Raw genomic sequence first — 18267 nt, forward strand, 5'->3', positions numbered from 1 at the left:
TTGCAGAAATCATCCAAATGAGAATATTTACTATCCTTTTATTATTTTTCGGTTTTAATCAATTAATGTATTCGCAAGTTCAAAAAAACACGATTAACATTAATTACAACAACATCAGCAGAGTTGATGTTTTAAAAAAAATTGAAGCCTCTACCAATTATAAATTTTATTTCCAGGACGATTGGTTGGACAATACTGTTTTAATTTCAGGCGATTACTCAAATAAGACTATTGAAGAATTATTATCAAAAGTTTTAGAAGATACCGACCTTAATTTTTTCATTAATAAAAATAAAATCGTACTAACCAAAAACAGTATCATTTATAGCAAATTACCAAGTAATGGTACAAAAGATTCTAATGCGCCAATCTTTTTTCAACAATATGATTCCCTTAAAAGAAATAAATCAAAAGCAGCAGCACCAATTGCATTAATTGGTAAAGAAACTTTAGATTCAGATGTTGAACTTTATACACTTTCTGGTCATATTACGGATTTAAAAGATGGTAAACCTCTGGCAGATATAACGGTAAAAGCAAAAAATACTGCAATATCGACTATTACAAATGCTGAAGGGTTTTACAGTTTAAAACTTCCGACAGGACTAAGCACAATAGAAATTGAATCTATATTTCATAATAGTGCTTCCCGAAAAATCATGATTTATAGTAACGGTACTTTAGATTTTTCGATTATCGAAAAAATAAATCAATTAGATGAAGTATTGGTAAAAGGGAAAGACAGCCAAAATATCAGAACCGCTATTACAGGGGTAACAACTATTGAAGCTGAGGGAATTAAAAATATCCCATTAGTACTTGGAGAGCGTGATATTTTTAAAGTTGCATTAACTATTCCCGGAATAAAAACTGCTGGTGAAGGTTCTTCAGGATTTAATGTCAGAGGAGGAAAAGAAGATCAGAACCTGATATTATTAGACAATGCAACCATCTATAATCCTACGCATCTTTTTGGATTTTTCTCATCTGTAAATCCATATACAATAAACAAAGTTGATATTTATAAAGGCGGAATACCACCAGAATTCGGAGGTAGATTATCTTCTGTTTTTGATATTGTTTCTAAAAATGGAAATACAGAAAAAATCTCAGGAGAAGGCGGGATTGGCCCGGTAACAAGCAATCTTACAGTTTCAATTCCTGTTGTAAAAGACAAAGCAAGTTTATTAGTGGGCGGAAGAGCCACGTATTCAGATTGGATTCTAAAGCAACTTGATGATGAAAATCTAAAAAATAGCCAGGCTTCTTTTTATGATTTATTTGCAAAATACAGTCACAAAATAAACAAAAACAATTCGGTAGAAGGAACAGGATATTATAGTAAAGACGCTTACAGTATAACTCCTGATTCTATTTATAAATACAGCAATAGTCTTGTTTCTTTGAAATGGAAACATGCTTTTAACGAAAAAAACAGTAGTGAATTAAACTTTACCAACAGCGGTTATAAATACAGCATTAATTATGAATCAACTAATCCTGAATCATTTCTGTTTAAATTTAAAATAAATGAGACTAAGGTAGATTTAAAATTCAATAGTGAATTTAATGAAAAACATAAATTCACTTACGGAATCGAAAGCAAATTATACAATATTAGTCCGGGAGAATTAACACCCAATGGTACAACTTCAATCGTGAGTCCTAAAAAAGTTGATGATGAAAAAGGATTGGAATCGGCTCTGTTTTTCTCTGATAAATTTACCATAACCGAAAAATTATTACTGGATATTGGAGCCCGATATTCTTTATATGCGGCTTTAGGTCCATCCACACAAAAAATTTATCAGGAAGGAGTTCCTATGACACCTTCAACTGTTGTTGAAGAAAAAACATATGGCAATAATGACGTAATTAATACCTCGGGTGGTTTTGAACCGAGAATAGGTTTGCGCTATATTTTTGATGAAAGTTTATTTGTAAAGGCAGGATTCGACAAAAACTACCAGTATATCCATTTGCTAACAACTAATACAACACAATCACCAACTGATACCTGGAAATTATCTGATTTAAATGTTAAGCCTCAAAGTGGACTACAATATTCTCTTGGAATTTTCAAAAAACTAGAATATAACGATATTGAACTAAGTCTGGAAGGATATTATAAAACATCTAAAAACATTTTAGATTACAAAGTAGGCGCTAATATTCTTTTAAATCAGGATTTAGAAACCGAATTATTGCAAGGAGATGGAAAAGCTTATGGAGTTGAATTTTTATTGAAAAAACCTAACGGAAGACTTAATGGATGGATTGGATATACTTATTCAAGAGCATTTATAAAATTAGACAGTCAGTTTAATGATGAAAAAGTAAATAACGGTGAATATTTCCCAACCAATTTTGACAAGCCACATGACTTTAGCATTGTAATGAATTATAAATTTACACATCGCTATAGTTTTTCGTCTAATTTTGTATATCAAACCGGAAGACCGGTTACCTACCCAATTGGTAAATATACTTATCAAGGTGCTGAATATACAATGTACAGTGACCGAAATAAATATAGGATACCTGACTATTACAGACTTGACATAGGACTTAACATTGAAGGAAATCATAAAATAAAAAAATTAGCACATAGTTTCTGGAATATTTCGATCTACAATGTATTGGGAAGAAATAATCCTTACTCCATCTTTTTTGTAACAAAGGACGGACAGATAAAAGCCTATCAGACCTCGATTTTTGCAGTTCCCATTCCTACTATTACTTATAATTTTAAATTTTAAAGTCATGAAAGTCTTATTTAGATTTCTCACAATATTAGTACTCTTAGCAACTATTGGGTGTACTACTCCGTATGAATATCAAACTAACGGATTTGATGATGTTATTACAATAGAAGCCACTATAACTGATCAATATAAAACTCAGGAAATAAAACTTACCAGAACCTATAAGCTTGAAGAAAAAATACCAACATTCGAAACCAAAGCTATTGTTTTTGTGACCGATGATCAGGGAAACAAATATGATTTTAAAGAAAATGCAACATCTTATACTTCGATAAATCAATTTCAGGCAAGTCCGGGCAGAACTTATGAATTGCATATTCGCACACAAGATGGAAGATCATACGTTTCAAGCGCAGAAAAATTACCGCAACAAACCCAGATTGAAAGTTTGAACGTTGCAGCAATAACTAAAGAAGGAATTCTTGGAGCAGAAATTACTGTAAATAGTACCGACCCAACTAATTCATCAAAATATTACAGATATGAATATGAAGAAACTTCTCAAATAATTGCCCCAAAATGGTTTAGAGAACAATTAGTTGTAAATAACGGAGCCGTGAGTTTACAACCAAGAACAACTGAAGCCAGGATTTGCTATACAACAGAAAAATCAAACACTTTGTTATTAACTAGTACTAGTCACTTATCAGAAGATAAAGTAAGCAATTTTCCTGTTAGATTTATCCCTAGAACAGATAATTTTATAAGGAATAGATACAGCATTTTAGTAAAACAATATGTTCAAAGTTTGGCTGCTCATACTTTTTCTGAAACATTAAAAGAAATATCGAACAATGGAAGTATTTTATCTCAGACACAACCAGGATTCTTTTACGGAAATATTAAATCTGTAGATAATCCTTCTGAAAAAGTAATAGGCTACTTTGATGTATCGTCTTGTTCTGAAAAAAGATTATTTTTCAATTATACAGATCTTTTTACTATAACGAAGCCACCATATCCATATGATTGTCCTACCGAAATCCCAGAGATAGATCTTGGACAATATTTTTTCAATTATTGCTTTTCAACAAATCCAAACGCAGGCTGCCAGGGAAATTTAATAGTAGAATATATCAGAACAAAAATCAAAGTCTTTTTTCCAAATGACGGTACTCAATATTTATTATACCCTATCGAATGCGGAGATTGTACGTCATTTTCATCAAACATAAAACCATCATTTTGGATAGATTAAAATACATATTAGTTATAGCTTTAATGGTAAGTTTTCAGCAAATTTCTTTTGCTCAGAAAAACAATTCTATAAATGAACTGAATGAAATTGACAAAAAGTTAAACGAGTCAATTTACGTTAGCACAAATGGCAATTCATTCCTAACCGGAGAAACTTTACTCTACCAATTTTTCTGTGTAAATAGCACAACAAATATTCAATCAAAATATAGCAAAGTTGCCTATCTAAAACTAATAGACAGTAATAAGAAAACCATTTTTACTCACAAACTATTCCTTGAAAACGGAATTTCAAATGGCGATTTTTTTATTCCAACTACATTGGAAACCGGAAGCTATAAGATAATTGGTTATACGAACTGGATGCTGAACAAAAACGTTTCAGGATATTTTATTCAGGATATTTTTATAATAAATCCTTATAAAGAAAAATCAAAGAATAGTATTTCTCAGAAAACGCTATCATCAGAAATTGTAACGAATGAGAATATTTCTTTTGATTTAAAAAACAGAATATTTAAAAACAGAGATAAAATAGAACTTAAAATAAATACGGGTTCTCAGGAATTTGCTAAAGGAAATTATATTTTATCTGTTAGAAAAGCAGATGGTTTACTATCTCAAAATAAAATAAATTTCAATGAATTACAAACAAAAAAACAAAACACAAATTTTAGCAATGAAATAAACAATACTAATTTTTCACTTCCGGAGTTACGTGGAGAAATTATAAGTGGAAAATTATCCTCTAACACAACGGAAATTAAAAATAAAAAAGTAGCTCTTTCCATTGTAGGCAAAAACAATATTTTAAAATTAACGAAAACGGATGATCATGGTAAATTCCAATTTAACCTGGAAAAACCGAATCCAAATTCAAACATTATTGTTCAGGTTATTGAGGATAACAAAGAAGATTTTAAAGTTGTAATGGATCAACCTCAAGACATAGATATTTCAAATTTAAACTTCCCTGTTTTTGAATTTAATTTCGAATTTGTAAACAATGTAACCGAGCGATTAGTTTCGACTCAAATCGAAAATGCTTATTATACCAAAAAGAAAGACAGCACTATAATTCCTAATGATAGTATTGCATTTTATGGCTCTTTATCGAAAGAATATAAATTGGATGTATTTACACGATTCCCGACCATGGCAGAAACTATTACAGAAGTTGTTGCAGGTGTTTACTTTAAAAAAGAAAACAACAATTATTCGATACACGTTTATGATTATGACCCCAATTATGAATCGACAATACCAGCTCTAATAATAGTTGACGGATTAATTATTCAAAATGTAAATGAATTGTTCACTTACAATCCTAAAAATATTTATAAAGTTAATGTTGTAAAAGGACTTTATTATTATGGTTCGAAATCATTTAATGGAATTGTTTCATTTACAACCAAAAATGGAGATTACGATACTAATCTTAAAGGCAATTTTATACTTAGACCTGAACTTTTAAGACCTCAATATAAAAAAGAATATTTTCAGCCAGATTACTCAAACAATCAAAATGAAAGAATTCCGGATTACAGACATCAATTGTTATGGATACCAAAAGTTGATTTGAGCGGCTCAAACTCCAATATTTCTTTTTATAGCTCTGATGTAGCAGGAAAATACGAAATAATTTTGGAAGGATTTTCAGCTAATGGAAAACCTGTTTTTATAAATAAAATCATTGAAATTCAAGAATCTAACTTAAACTAAAATTAGAAATAATTTTTAAGAACCTCGTTTCAAAATTTGGACCGGGGTTTTTTTATGTTTTATACGCAACCTTTTTATTTTTTAAATACTATTAATTATAAAAAGAAATCAAGCTATGAAAAAAATCACATCAATAATTTTAGCAACAGTGGTATTATTTACATTTTCATGCAGTAATGATTCATATAATCAGGCGAATTCTGTTGATGAAAGTAAATACTTAGACCAAGATCCAGACTGTAATCAAATAAAAACAACCGGCACGTGCTGCGATACTGATGGAAGAATATTAGTTAAAGCGGGAAACAGTTATAAATATACCTATAAAGCAAATTTCAAATTAGATGACATCGAATGGACTGTAGTTAGTGGTTCAATCATTTTAATAGAAGGACAAGGTACCGAGGCAACCTTTTATTTTGCTAAAGATTTCACAAAAGGGACCATTTCAGGATACGGCAAAGGAGCGCAAGGATTCTCCTGTCAGAGTACAGTAGAAATCTCAAAATTATAATACTAAAAATTGAATTTAGATCAACTCATAAAGGATTGCAGCAAGCAAAATAGAAAAGCACAAGAAGAATTATACCAAACGTATAAAAAAACTCTTTTTGTGCTAAGTCTTAAGTATTGCCCTAATGAAGCTGAAGCTGAAGATAACCTTCATGACTCCTTTATTGAAATATTTACCAATATAAAAAATTACAAGGGAAATGGAACTTTTGAAGGTTGGATTAAAAGAATAACCATTAATAAAGCTATAACCAGATATAAGCAGTCTTATACTTTGACAGCCATCAAAGATGATTATCCTCAAGATGATAGCATCGATGAAAACGAAATAGATTTCTCCATTGACACAATATTATCTTTCGTTCAGCAACTCCCCCATCAATATAGATTGGTTTTCAGTTTATATGAATTAGACGATTATTCGCATCAGGAAATTGCCAGTATGTTATCAATTTCTGAAAGCACTTCGAAATCAAACCTCCATAGAGCAAAACAGATTTTGAAAGAAAAAATTAAATCAAAAAGTACATTTTATTATTCTAAGCAGAAAAATGGAAAATAGAACTGAAATAGGAAAAGCGATCAAAAATAAATTAGCAGATTTGGATAAAACTCCAAATGATTTTGTTTGGTCAAAAATTGAAACAGATCTGAATAAAAAAAGAAACAAAAGACTTCTATTTTGGTTAATTCCAAGCGTGGCAGCTATTGCGTTCTTATCATCATTACTTTATTATAATTTTGATTTTCAAGATAAAAATCAAAAACAAGAAGTTTCAGCAAAAAAAGAATTAAAAACTGAAGTTTCAAATTCAAAATCAAATAAAACTTCTGTTCAAAGTATAAATTCAAATCCAAATCTAAAAAAATCAGGCTCAGACGAAACTACCACAATTAAAAAAACCAAAAGCATAAAACTGGTAAAAGAATCAAGCAAATTAGTATCGACCACAAATGAATATGAAGAATATGAGGTTGTAAAAAAATATAAAGTTGTTATTAAAAAAGAACAAATTAATACAAAACCGCTAAAATTAAGTGCTGCAAAAAAAACAACCAAACCAAGTCTTAATAAAAGCAAAAAAGCAGTAATTAAAACGAACAAAACTTTAAAGAAAAATTCAACAAAAACTATTATAAATAATAGTACTAAGAACAATAAAAAGATTGCAACGAAGCCATTAATCGTTAAAAATCCTAAAAATAGAATATCAGAAAAAGATACTTTAAAATATAATAATACAGAAATTGTCCCCGAAATCTGCGAAATAAAAAAAGACACTATTGCAAAAATTGACAGTCTAAATTCAAAGAAAACAACAACTCCAAAAAGAGAATATATAAAGAAAGAATACATTAATAAAACCACGGAATCAAACCCGGATTTTAGCGTGCATATTTTTTACGGTCCAGCAATTTTTGGGTCGTTAAACAGCGAATCGATGATTAATCCAACATTGAATAACCTATCAAAAAGTCATCCCATAACTTCTCATTACGGAATATATGTCAAAAACATGTATGACAGAATTGGTTTTAGGGCAGGATTTTCTAAGATAAACTTAAAAATTTCAACAAGGCTGGATCAAAACTTAATTACTAATTTCAAAAATATAGCATTAAAGTCAGATGTTAACATACAACAAACATTTGGTAATTCTAATAACATTGATTTAGTACAAAAACTTTCTTATTATGAACTTCCAATGGAATTTAATTATGCGATCATAAAGAATGAAACTAAAATTGGAATGGATGTTTTTACCGGATTTAGCTTTTTAATTTTAGATAAAAACCAACTTTATTTAAAATCGGAAAACGTTTCAATGCAGCATATTGGCGAAGCAAAAAACATTTCGGGCGTTAATATTTCATACAATTTAGGACTAGGTATCAGTTATAAATTAAACGATAAATTTGGTTTAGATATAAATCCACTTTTTAAGTATTATTTGAGCACTTTTAAAGAAAATGGCGATGCGAAGCCTTATAGTTTTGCTTTACAAACGGGAGTCAATTATAAATTTTAAAAATATTTTTCAAATTGTTGTAACTTTTTTGAAACTTCTTACGTATAACCATTTGTACACTTTAAAAATAAGGAGACAAGACAATGAGACAACTTAAAATCACCAAGCAGGTAACCAATCGTGAAACTGCATCGTTAGATAAATATCTACAAGAAATCGGAAAAGTTGACCTAATTACCGCTGATGAAGAGGTAGAATTAGCACAAAGAATAAAGGCTGGTGATCAAAGAGCTTTAGAAAAACTTACAAAAGCCAACCTACGTTTCGTAGTATCGGTAGCAAAACAATATCAAAATCAAGGATTAACGCTTCCTGATTTAATTAACGAAGGAAACTTAGGATTAATTAAAGCCGCTCAACGTTTTGATGAAACTCGTGGTTTTAAATTTATTTCTTACGCAGTTTGGTGGATTCGTCAATCAATCCTTCAGGCTTTAGCAGAACAATCACGTATTGTTCGTTTACCATTAAACAAAATTGGTTCTATCAATAAAATCAACAAAATGTATGCATTATTAGAGCAATCTAATGAGCGTCCACCTTCTGCTGAAGAAATTGCAAAAGAACTTGACATGACTGTAAATGACGTAAAAGAGTCTATGAAAAACTCTGGTCGTCACTTATCAATGGATGCCCCTCTTGTTGAAGGAGAAGATTCTAACCTTTATGACGTTTTACGTTCTGGAGAATCTCCAAATCCTGACAGAGAGTTAATTCACGAATCATTACGTACTGAAATTGAACGTTCATTAGAAACATTAACTCCAAGAGAAGCTGATGTTGTTCGTTTGTATTTTGGTCTTGGTGATCAACACCCAATGACATTAGAAGAAATTGGAGAAACTTTCGACTTAACCCGTGAACGTGTACGCCAGATTAAAGAAAAAGCAATCCGCAGATTAAAACATACTTCAAGAAGTAAAATTCTTAAAACTTATCTTGGGTAAAAAACCCACAAAACCCAATATTAGAAATTCCAAATCCCAATTATTTTATTGGAATTTGGAATTTATTTCGAAACTACTTATATTGGACCTTAAAGCAAACAACAGTTTGATTGACTGTTCGTTTTTTGATTGATGATTGAAACTCCGGCTGATTACCGGAGTTTTTTATTTTTATTATTATCCGCAAAGTTCGCAAAGATTTTTTTATAGAATGTAGTAAAAACACAAAGTTCACAAAGCTTTGTGAACTCTGTATTTATTGAAATATATGTAGACACACTTTGCGAACTTTGCGTAAACCTTTACGAACTTTGCGGTTAAAAAATTATCTTTGCCAAAATAACACACAACTACACAAAATGAAGAATACACTTATTGCTCCTTCTGTTCTTGCAGCTGATTTTGCTAATTTGCAACGTGATATCGAAATGATCAACAACAGTCAGGCTGATTGGTTTCATATTGATATTATGGACGGAGTTTTTGTTCCGAATATTTCTTTTGGAATGCCAGTTTTGGAAGCCATTTCGAGACATGCTAAAAAAACAATCGACGTACATTTGATGATCGTCGACCCGGATCGTTATATTAAAACTTTTGCAGATTTAGGTGCAAACATTTTAACTGTACATTATGAGGCTTGTACCCACTTACATAGAACCTTGCAAGCCATTAAAGCGGAAGGAATGAAAGCAGGAGTTGCGATAAATCCACATACCAATATCGATTTATTAGAAGATGTAATCAACGATATTGACTTAGTACTTATCATGAGTGTGAATCCTGGTTTTGGAGGACAATCATTCATTGAAAACACTTATACTAAGGTTGCAAAGCTTAAAGCCTTAATTGCACGTAAAAATGCTTCAACCATTATTGAAATTGACGGCGGTGTAACCAGCAAAAATGCAAAACAATTGGTAGAAGCCGGAGCCGATGTTTTAGTTGCCGGAAGCTTTGTTTTTAGAGCAGAGAATCCTACTCAAACTATTGCCGAATTAAAAGCTCTTACTACTTTCTAAATTTTTCAAATTAGGAAAGAAATCAATTCCGGTCATTTTTTCTAAAGTTTCAATCGGAACTACGAAATCATAAAGTGACTTATCGCTATCTTCATTCGGGACCAAAAAAGCGATAGCCTTATGCTCTTTTCCTGATTTAGCCAAAATGATTTTATAAAAATATTTAGGAACAGATATTTTTTCTGTTCCTATTTTTTCATTTGAATCTTTCAAAATTCCACCAGTTACAATATATATGTCGTTATACTTACCAGCCCAGTAACGTACTTTTTGTTCTAATCTATTCCAGACACCGCTATTAAAATCATGTTTTTGAGGAGATATATTTGAAGTAAAAAAAGTATCCGTATAAGCACTTTTATCAAACTCCATATCCCCGGCAGGACAAAGATGTCCTTTATCATAACCTGATTTTTTATAGTTTCTCCAATCAGCAGAACCTGTTGTCACTTTTGGATCTTCGATAAAATAAGGCCTTTTAAAATCGTTATTTTTTAAATACTCCTTCTTTAACTCATAAGCAACCCATTCAGCCTGCTCAAATTTTTCATTATAAGAAAGTGTATAATATTTATGTTTTACAATTTGTTTCGTTGTTGAAGTTGGTAAATAAGCAAAAGTATAAACCGAATCTGTACGACTCTGATTTGACACAAAATTGGATTCAGTCTCTTTCAAATCATTTTTAACATTACTATTTATCATTTCTTTTTTACAGGAAATTGATAGTGAAATCATCAAACCAAACAAAATATAATTTCTCATCTATAGAATATCTTTATTAATTAAACTTACAAAAAAAACGCTCCGAAAAATAAATTTTCCGGAGCGTTTAATAACAAATCATCTTTCTAAAATTAAGATTTTACTAATTTATCTTTTTTCATTTTAGGTGTAATACTATTTTTTACTAAACCTTTAGTTTGTAAATCATCTAATACGTTTAATGCTTCTTCTACATAAACATCTTTTGCTAACGATTGATGCCAGGCATCTCTTTTTTCTTTTAAGGTAGCATCGCTATTCATTTCAAGTTCTTCGTAAGGTAAAGATTTAAAAACCAGATTGTTTTTGTAATCAGCAATTGGTTTGTATTTTTTACCTTCATTTTCAACTTGTTCCTGAGTTGCTTTAAAACTATTGATATTTAAACTATAGGTGTTCTCTTTATTTTTAACATCAATCCATTTAGCATTATCCTCAATTAATTTAAACTGAGCATTACCTGCAATTCTACTTCTACTGTTTGCAATCGCCTGATTAAATTTCTCATTTGAAGTCCAGGTGTTATAATCCGCCGGATCAATTTTATCCCATGGCATTGCATTGTCAATATCACGTTCACCCATTTTTAAGTAAGCATAACGATCCGGCATAACCACATCACTATGAACCCCTTCTAACTGAGTTGAACCACCATTAATTCTGTAGAACTTTTGCCCAGTAATTTTCAAAGCTCCTAAATCTCCGTAATTTGCGTTACGAACAAATTGATTCAAGTCTAAAACGTTTTGTACTGTACCTTTTCCGTAAGTTTGTTTACTTCCAATAATGACTCCACGTTTGTAATCCTGAATTGCGGCTGCTAAAATTTCTGAAGCCGAAGCTGAGAAGCTGTTTACCATAATTACTAATGGTCCGTCCCACTCGATTTTTTTATCTTTATCGTATAAAACTTCTTTCTTTTTACCTGCAGATTTTACCTGAACAATTGGTCCTTCTTCAATAAACAAACCTGCAATATCAACTACTGTAGATAAAGATCCACCACCATCATCACGAACATCAAGCACAATTCCGTTGATGTCTTCTTTTTTCAATCTTTCTACTTCAAGAGCAATATCTTTTCCGGCATCACGACCATCTTTATTTTCAAAATCAATATAGAATTTAGGCAAATAAATTACCCCATATTTCAATCCGTTTCTTTCAACAATACTAGATTTTGCATATGTTTCTTCAATTTCAACCACATCTCTGATGATTGAAATTACTTTTATACTTCCATCAACCTTTTTAACTGTAAGCTTTACTTCTGTTCCTTTGTGTCCTTTAATTTTTTTCACAACATCATCCAAACGCATACCTACAACATCTACAGGCTCCTCATTTCCTTGAGCTACTTTCAAAATTAAATCACCAGCTTCAAGCTGTTTCCCTTTCCATGCGGGTCCTCCTGAAATTAATTCATCAATTTGAGTGAAGTCATTTTTCTTAGTTAATCTAGCTCCAATACCTTCTAATTTTCCACTGATATTTACATCAAAACGATCTTTTTCCTCTGGTGCAAAGTAGCTTGTATGCGGATCAAAACGTGTCATAATTGAATTTACGTACACAGAAAACCAATCTTCTTTATTCAAATCTTTAATTAAACTAAAATTATCATCTAAAGATTTTAAAGAACTCTCACGAGTTTCTTTTTCCAAAGTTTCAAAAGATTTTGCTTTGTAAGCAGCATCTGTTTTCTTTTTATCTTCTTCTAATTTTTGTTTAGTAACAAGAGATGAAAGTGTAGATAATTTAATCTGTTTTCTCCATCTTTCATTAATTTCAGTTGCATTTTTAGCATATGGAAGATGCTCATAATCTGCATTAAAAGTTTCGTCAACGTTATAATTGAAAGGTTGTGCCAAAATCGTTTTGTAACGTTTTTTACTCTCTTCCATTCTCTTCATCAATCTCGTATAAGTCAGATTGAAAAACGTCAGATCCTTATTCAAAAACTGGTCATCTAATTGTAGCTCATATTGTTTAAATTCATCAATATCAGACTGCAAAAAGAACCTTTTTGAAGGATCTAAAGCATCAATATAGTCTTTAAAAATTCCTTTAGAGAACTCATCATTTATTTCAGCCGGACTGTAATGTCCTTTTTCAATAACAAAGGCAAGTAATTCTAAAAGTGTTTTATCTCTATTTGGATCCGGATCTACTGACTTATCTGCATTAATTTTAAAAGCAAATAATGTTAATGACAAGCATAATACGGCTATAAGTATTTTATAATTTCTTTTCATAAATTTAATAATAGCATTCATCAATTTTTTAATCTAAGTTACGGTAAAAACTATGCCAAGACAGCCAAGTTCACTATAATTTTTTGTTAAAGATATAAAAATGTTTGATGCACGAAAACGTTCTTTAATTTAGTTGACAATTTTTATTTATTTGTTAGTATTCTACCAAAATCTGTTACTACATTTGCTCTAACAAGCTTTAATTTTGACAAATCAAAAATGAAATCCCGGCATGAAAAATGAAAAACCTTTAATATTAGTTACTAATGATGACGGAATTTTAGCACCCGGAATCAGAGCTTTGATAAGTGTGATGGAAACTATTGGCGATGTAATCGTGGTTGCCCCTGACAAACCTCAAAGCGCAATGGGACATGCCATTACCATCAATAATACCTTATTTCTGGATAAAATTTCAAAGGAAAATGCTTCTATTACCGAATATAGCTGTTCCGGAACACCTGTAGATTGTGTAAAACTGGCGGTAAATGAAATCCTGCACAGGAAACCTGATTTGTGTGTGTCAGGAATCAATCACGGTTCAAATTCTTCTATAAATGTTATTTATTCAGGAACAATGAGCGCCGCGGTTGAGGCAGGAATTGAAGGTATTCAGGCAATTGGTTTTTCTTTATTAGATTTTGACTGGAATGCCGATTTTGAGCCCGTTAAATCATTTGTCAAAAAAATAACACTCGAAACCCTTGCCAATAAATTACCTGCCGGAGTAGTTTTAAACGTTAATTTTCCGAAATTAAAGGAAAAAGAAATTAAAGGAATAAAAATTTGCCGTCAGGCGAAAGCCTATTATGCTCAAAAATTTGACAAACGCCAAACTCCTTACGGAAAAGATTATTACTGGCTTACAGGAAAATTCACTAACGAAGATAAAGGTGAAGACACTGATGAATGGGCCTTGGAAAATGGATACATTTCAGTCGTTCCCGTTCAATTTGATTTAACAGCACATCATACTATGCAACAACTTAATACCTGGAAATTAAATGAATAAAAAAGACATTCTTATTGGTTTTATTATTGGAATATTTACTGCTCTTCTTGGAAGCTATTTGTTTATCACATTCTTTACCACTTTTGATCTTTCATCAGGTATTGAGACCATTAAGCATTATGGTTATTTAGGAAAAATAATTACTCTGGGCACTCTTTTAGATCTGGCTGTATTTTTAATTTTATTAAAAAGAGACAAGGAGTTAATGGCTCGAGGTGTTGTTTTAGCCGTGATTGTTCTGGCAATTTCAACTTTGTTCATTTAAATCTTATCTTTGTACTGCAAAAAAAATTCTGCTCTTAATAACAGAAACAGTTCTCAAAAAAAATCATATGAAATATTACATCATTGCTGGTGAAGCTTCCGGAGATTTACATGGTTCCAATTTAATGAAAGCATTATATGAGGAGGACCCTCAGGCTGATATTAGATTTTGGGGTGGCGATTTAATGCAAAAAAACGGCGGGACTTTAGTAAAACACTATCGCGAACTGGCATTTATGGGTTTCATTGAAGTTGTTTTTAATTTGAAAACTATTTTAAGCAATATTACTTTTTGCAAAAAAGATATATTGGAGTTCAAACCAGATGTTATCATATTTATTGATTATCCCGGTTTTAACATGCGTATTGCAAAATGGGCCAAAGAACTAAATTACAAAACACATTACTATATTTCACCCCAAATCTGGGCCTGGAAAGAAAACAGGATTAAAGCCATAAAACAGGATGTCGATAAAATGTTTGTGATTTTACCTTTCGAGAAAAGCTTTTACGAGGACAAACATCATTTTCCGGTAGATTTTGTGGGACATCCTTTGATTGATGCCATCCAGAATCAACCTTCTTTTGATGAAACTGTTTTTAGAAAGGAACATCAATTGGGAGAAAAACCCATTATTGCTGTTTTACCAGGAAGTCGAAAACAGGAAATCACAAAAATGCTAAGCGTAATGCTAAGTGTTGTTGATGATTTTCAGGAATATGAATTTGTAATTGCCGGCGCTCCAAGCCAGGAATACGAGTTTTATCAGCAATTTATCAGCAATAAAAACATCAAATTTGTCTCGAACAAAACGTACGATTTATTACGTTCCTCAACAGCTGCTCTGGTAACATCAGGAACAGCAACATTAGAAACAGCTCTTTTTAAAGTTCCCGAAGTAGTTTGCTATAAAGGAAGTTCAATTTCGTATCAAATTGCAAAACGAATTATTACGCTGAAATATATTTCCCTTGTCAATTTAATTATGGACCAAGAGGTTGTAACCGAATTAATTCAGGCTGACTGCAACACCAAACGAATTAAAGAAGAACTTCAAAAGTTACTTGAACCGCACTATCGAGAAAAGTTGCTTAAAAATTATGATATTTTGGAACAGAAATTAGGCGGTGTTGGTGCCAGTAAAAAAACTGCAAAACTAATTGTAGCAGATTTAAAGCAACATTAAAGACTTATTGTTTTGAAAAAAGTACTGATTTTTATTTTCCTGTCTATAGTTTTTACTTCTTGTAAATCAACTTCTTCTGCCGTAAATAATAGAGACAGTAAAAGAGAAAATAAATCTACAGTCAATCATTTAATTAAAAATGCAACTGATAATATTGGAGTAAAATACAAAGCCGGTGGAACAACAAAAAGCGGCTTTGATTGCTCAGGATTAGTATTTACCACTTTCGAATCTGAAAATATAAAACTACCACGCAGCTCTAATGAGCAATCTAAAATTGGAAAAATAATTAATATTGACGACGCTCAAAAAGGCGATTTAATTTTCTTTAAAACCAATAAAAGCAAACAAATTAATCACGTTGGTTTAATTACGGAAGTTAAATCTGATGAGATAAAATTTGTGCACTCTTCCACTTCAAAAGGAGTTATCATTTCTTCCACAAAAGAACCTTATTACAAAAATTCTTTTGCTCAGATTAACAGAGTCGTCGAATAATATTATTAAATAAATATTATTTTTCTTACAATTTTTTAATACTTTTAAGCCATGAAAGTATTAGATTTTCCATTGGCTAAAATAACCTTTGGCTCTGGTTTTGGTATTGTGGCCGCATATTATAGGCTACCTTTAATTACAATTTCAGTACTATATCTTTTTATTGGTGTAGTGCTTCTTTCAACTTTTTATTTTTTCTCAAAAAAAAATAAAAAGTTGAATATATTCTTCGGTTTAAGCACTTATTACACTTCATTTTGTATTGGCATAATTGCATTATCAATCAATACCGATTCTTTTCAAAGCTCCAATTATATACATTATAAAAATGCATTCGAAAGCCCGCATTGTATCGACATTACATTGCGCGAAAAACTAAAAAGTAATACTTACAATGATCGTTACATTGCTCTTATAAATAGCATCGATAATAAGTATTATTCCGGCAGAATCATTGTAAACATAGCGAAAGACAGTATCAAAAATTATTTCGTTATTGGAAATAGTATCAGAACTAAAACCGTCCTTCAACATACTAATTCACCTAAAAACCCAAATCAATTTGATTACGCTCAATATCTTGCCAATAAACAAATATATGCTCAGATCTATACTTCAAAAGTAGAAATTGCCGTCAACAAAAAAATCAAAAAAGACATCTGGTTTTATGCTTCTCGTTTAAATACAAGAATAGTTTACAATCTTGAAAAAGCAAAATTTAATAAAGAAGAAATGAATGTTGCACTTGCATTAATCCTTGGTCAGCAGCAAGAAATCTCTTCAGATATTATTCAGGATTATCAATATTCGGGTGCAACTCACGTTTTGTCTGTTTCAGGACTACATGTTGGTTTTATAATGTTATTTATATTATTTATACTCAAACCAATCCCAAACACTCAAAAGGGTTCTTTCATAAAATTGGTTACAATTTTAATTTCACTATCTCTTTTTGCAATTATTTCAGGGCTCTCGCCACCCGTTTTGCGATCAGTAGTAATGTTTTCATTTTTGGCTATTGGAAATCATTTACATAGAAACAGTAATACTTACCATACCTTATTAGTCTCCATTTTACTGATATTACTTTTCGAACCTTACTTTTTGTTTGACGTCGGATTCCAATTAAGTTATATCGCATTATTTTCGATACTCTGGTTACAGCCATTATTAAAGAACATTTGGCTTCCTAAAAATAAAATAGTCAAATATATCTGGGAAGCATTAACTGTTTCATTCGCAGCTCAAATTGGTACATTCCCAATTTGCTTATATTACTTTCATCAGTTTCCGGCACTTTTTTTTGTAACCAATATTCTAATTCTACCTGTGCTATCTTTTATAATGATAGTTGGTATTGTAGTTATGCTCATTTCTGTATTCACAAACTGCCCTTTGATTCTAATTCAAATTTTTGAAAAAAGCATTTATGTTTTAAATCAAATTATACATTATGTAGCTTCTTTCGAATCATTTGTAATCAAAAATATTAGCTTTAATTCCTATCATTTAATTTCTTTTTACTTGTTTTTAATTGCAGCCATTATTTGGTTTAAAAGACCTTCTCACAATAAACTTATTATCGTCCTTGTCACAATAATTATGATTCAGATTACATTCATTCAAACCAAAAAAGAAATCGAAAGCAAGCAAGAATTAATTGTTTACAACGCAAAGAAAAAAACAGTCATCACTGAAAGAATTGGTAAAGACATCACACTTTTTACAAATGTTCTTTCAGAAAAAGAATCAAAAAATAACGTTTCGGAAGCTTATTTAGTTGCAAATTTTGGAGTTTTAAAATCAATAAATAAAATCAAAAACATCTTGTTTTTTAATGGAAGAAAAATATTGATAATAGATAGTTCCGGTATCTCTGAAAATAGAATTAAACCAGACATTCTTTTGTTGACAGCGTCTCCAAAAATAAACATGGACCGTGTTTTAAAAGACTTACATCCAAAATTAGTTATTGCGGATGGCTCCAATTCGTATTCACTTCAAAAATACTGGAAAAGTTCCTGTCATAAAAAAAGAATCCCTTTTCACTCTACAAGCGAAAAGGGATTCTACAAATTAAACTGAAGATT

General features: G+C 30.9%; 15 protein-coding genes. 13 read left to right on the forward strand and 2 right to left on the reverse strand.

Features of this window, described 5'->3' with window-relative positions:
* Positions 1-17: 17 nt before the first annotated feature.
* The 8 genes from AC6CH4_RS02930 to rpe all read left to right on the forward strand — a co-directional run bounded on the left by AC6CH4_RS02930 (position 18) and on the right by rpe (position 10196).
* Positions 18-2759, forward strand: a complete 2742-nt coding sequence (locus AC6CH4_RS02930) for a TonB-dependent receptor (RefSeq protein ID WP_498099998.1) — start codon at positions 18-20, stop codon at positions 2757-2759.
* A 4-nt stretch (positions 2760-2763) separates the two neighbouring features.
* Positions 2764-3963, forward strand: a complete 1200-nt coding sequence (locus AC6CH4_RS02935) for a DUF4249 domain-containing protein (RefSeq protein ID WP_498100000.1) — start codon at positions 2764-2766, stop codon at positions 3961-3963.
* Complete coding sequence (locus tag AC6CH4_RS02940; RefSeq protein ID WP_498100002.1) at positions 3951-5684, forward strand: hypothetical protein; 1734 nt, start codon at positions 3951-3953, stop codon at positions 5682-5684. Before AC6CH4_RS02935 ends, AC6CH4_RS02940 begins: the two co-directional genes overlap by 13 nt.
* Positions 5685-5799: 115 nt before the next feature.
* The gene (locus tag AC6CH4_RS02945) at positions 5800-6198 is read left to right on the forward strand and encodes a hypothetical protein (RefSeq protein WP_498100004.1); all 399 of its coding nucleotides are present in this window, start codon (positions 5800-5802) and stop codon (positions 6196-6198) included.
* Positions 6199-6207: 9 nt separating this feature from the next.
* The gene (locus AC6CH4_RS02950) at positions 6208-6759 is read left to right on the forward strand and encodes an RNA polymerase sigma factor (RefSeq protein WP_498100006.1); all 552 of its coding nucleotides are present in this window, start codon (positions 6208-6210) and stop codon (positions 6757-6759) included.
* Positions 6749-8227, forward strand: a complete 1479-nt coding sequence (locus AC6CH4_RS02955; protein ID WP_498100008.1) for a hypothetical protein — start codon at positions 6749-6751, stop codon at positions 8225-8227. Before AC6CH4_RS02950 ends, AC6CH4_RS02955 begins: the two co-directional genes overlap by 11 nt.
* Before the next feature lie 83 nt (positions 8228-8310).
* The gene (locus tag AC6CH4_RS02960; protein ID WP_007804760.1) at positions 8311-9174 is read left to right on the forward strand and encodes a sigma-70 family RNA polymerase sigma factor; all 864 of its coding nucleotides are present in this window, start codon (positions 8311-8313) and stop codon (positions 9172-9174) included.
* Between the two features lie 359 nt (positions 9175-9533).
* A complete protein-coding gene (rpe, locus tag AC6CH4_RS02965; RefSeq protein WP_498100010.1) occupies positions 9534-10196 on the forward strand; it encodes a ribulose-phosphate 3-epimerase in 663 nt (220 codons plus the stop codon).
* On the opposite strand, the gene AC6CH4_RS02970 is transcribed toward rpe, so the two are convergent.
* Together AC6CH4_RS02970 and AC6CH4_RS02975 are read right to left on the reverse strand one after the other, a co-directional pair.
* Positions 10173-10961, reverse strand: a complete 789-nt coding sequence (locus AC6CH4_RS02970; protein ID WP_498100012.1) for a DNA/RNA non-specific endonuclease — start codon at positions 10959-10961, stop codon at positions 10173-10175. The two genes, rpe and AC6CH4_RS02970, sit on opposite strands and share 24 nt — an antisense overlap.
* Before the next feature lie 92 nt (positions 10962-11053).
* Positions 11054-13237, reverse strand: a complete 2184-nt coding sequence (locus tag AC6CH4_RS02975; protein WP_498100014.1) for a carboxy terminal-processing peptidase — start codon at positions 13235-13237, stop codon at positions 11054-11056.
* A gap of 211 nt (positions 13238-13448) precedes the next feature.
* On the opposite strand from AC6CH4_RS02975, the gene surE reads away from it, so the two are divergent.
* The 5 genes from surE (at position 13449) to AC6CH4_RS03000 (ending at position 18262) form a co-directional block, all read left to right on the forward strand.
* Positions 13449-14228, forward strand: coding sequence for a 5'/3'-nucleotidase SurE (gene surE, locus AC6CH4_RS02980; RefSeq protein WP_498100016.1), 780 nt, complete (start codon positions 13449-13451; stop codon positions 14226-14228).
* Positions 14221-14493 (forward strand): hypothetical protein, encoded by a 273-nt coding sequence (locus tag AC6CH4_RS02985; protein WP_056190111.1) that lies wholly within the window; start codon positions 14221-14223, stop codon positions 14491-14493. The genes surE and AC6CH4_RS02985 overlap by 8 nt, the downstream gene beginning before the upstream one ends.
* A gap of 67 nt (positions 14494-14560) precedes the next feature.
* Complete coding sequence (gene lpxB / locus AC6CH4_RS02990) at positions 14561-15679, forward strand: lipid-A-disaccharide synthase (protein ID WP_498100018.1); 1119 nt, start codon at positions 14561-14563, stop codon at positions 15677-15679.
* A gap of 12 nt (positions 15680-15691) precedes the next feature.
* Positions 15692-16177 carry a C40 family peptidase gene (locus tag AC6CH4_RS02995; RefSeq protein ID WP_498100020.1) on the forward strand — a complete coding sequence of 162 codons (486 nt, stop codon included), beginning with the start codon at positions 15692-15694 and terminating at the stop codon, positions 16175-16177.
* A 51-nt stretch (positions 16178-16228) separates the two neighbouring features.
* Positions 16229-18262, forward strand: coding sequence for a ComEC/Rec2 family competence protein (locus AC6CH4_RS03000; RefSeq protein WP_498100022.1), 2034 nt, complete (start codon positions 16229-16231; stop codon positions 18260-18262).
* Positions 18263-18267 lie beyond the last annotated feature (5 nt).

The sequence above is a fragment of the Flavobacterium sp. GQ95 genome, assembly GCF_059758655.1.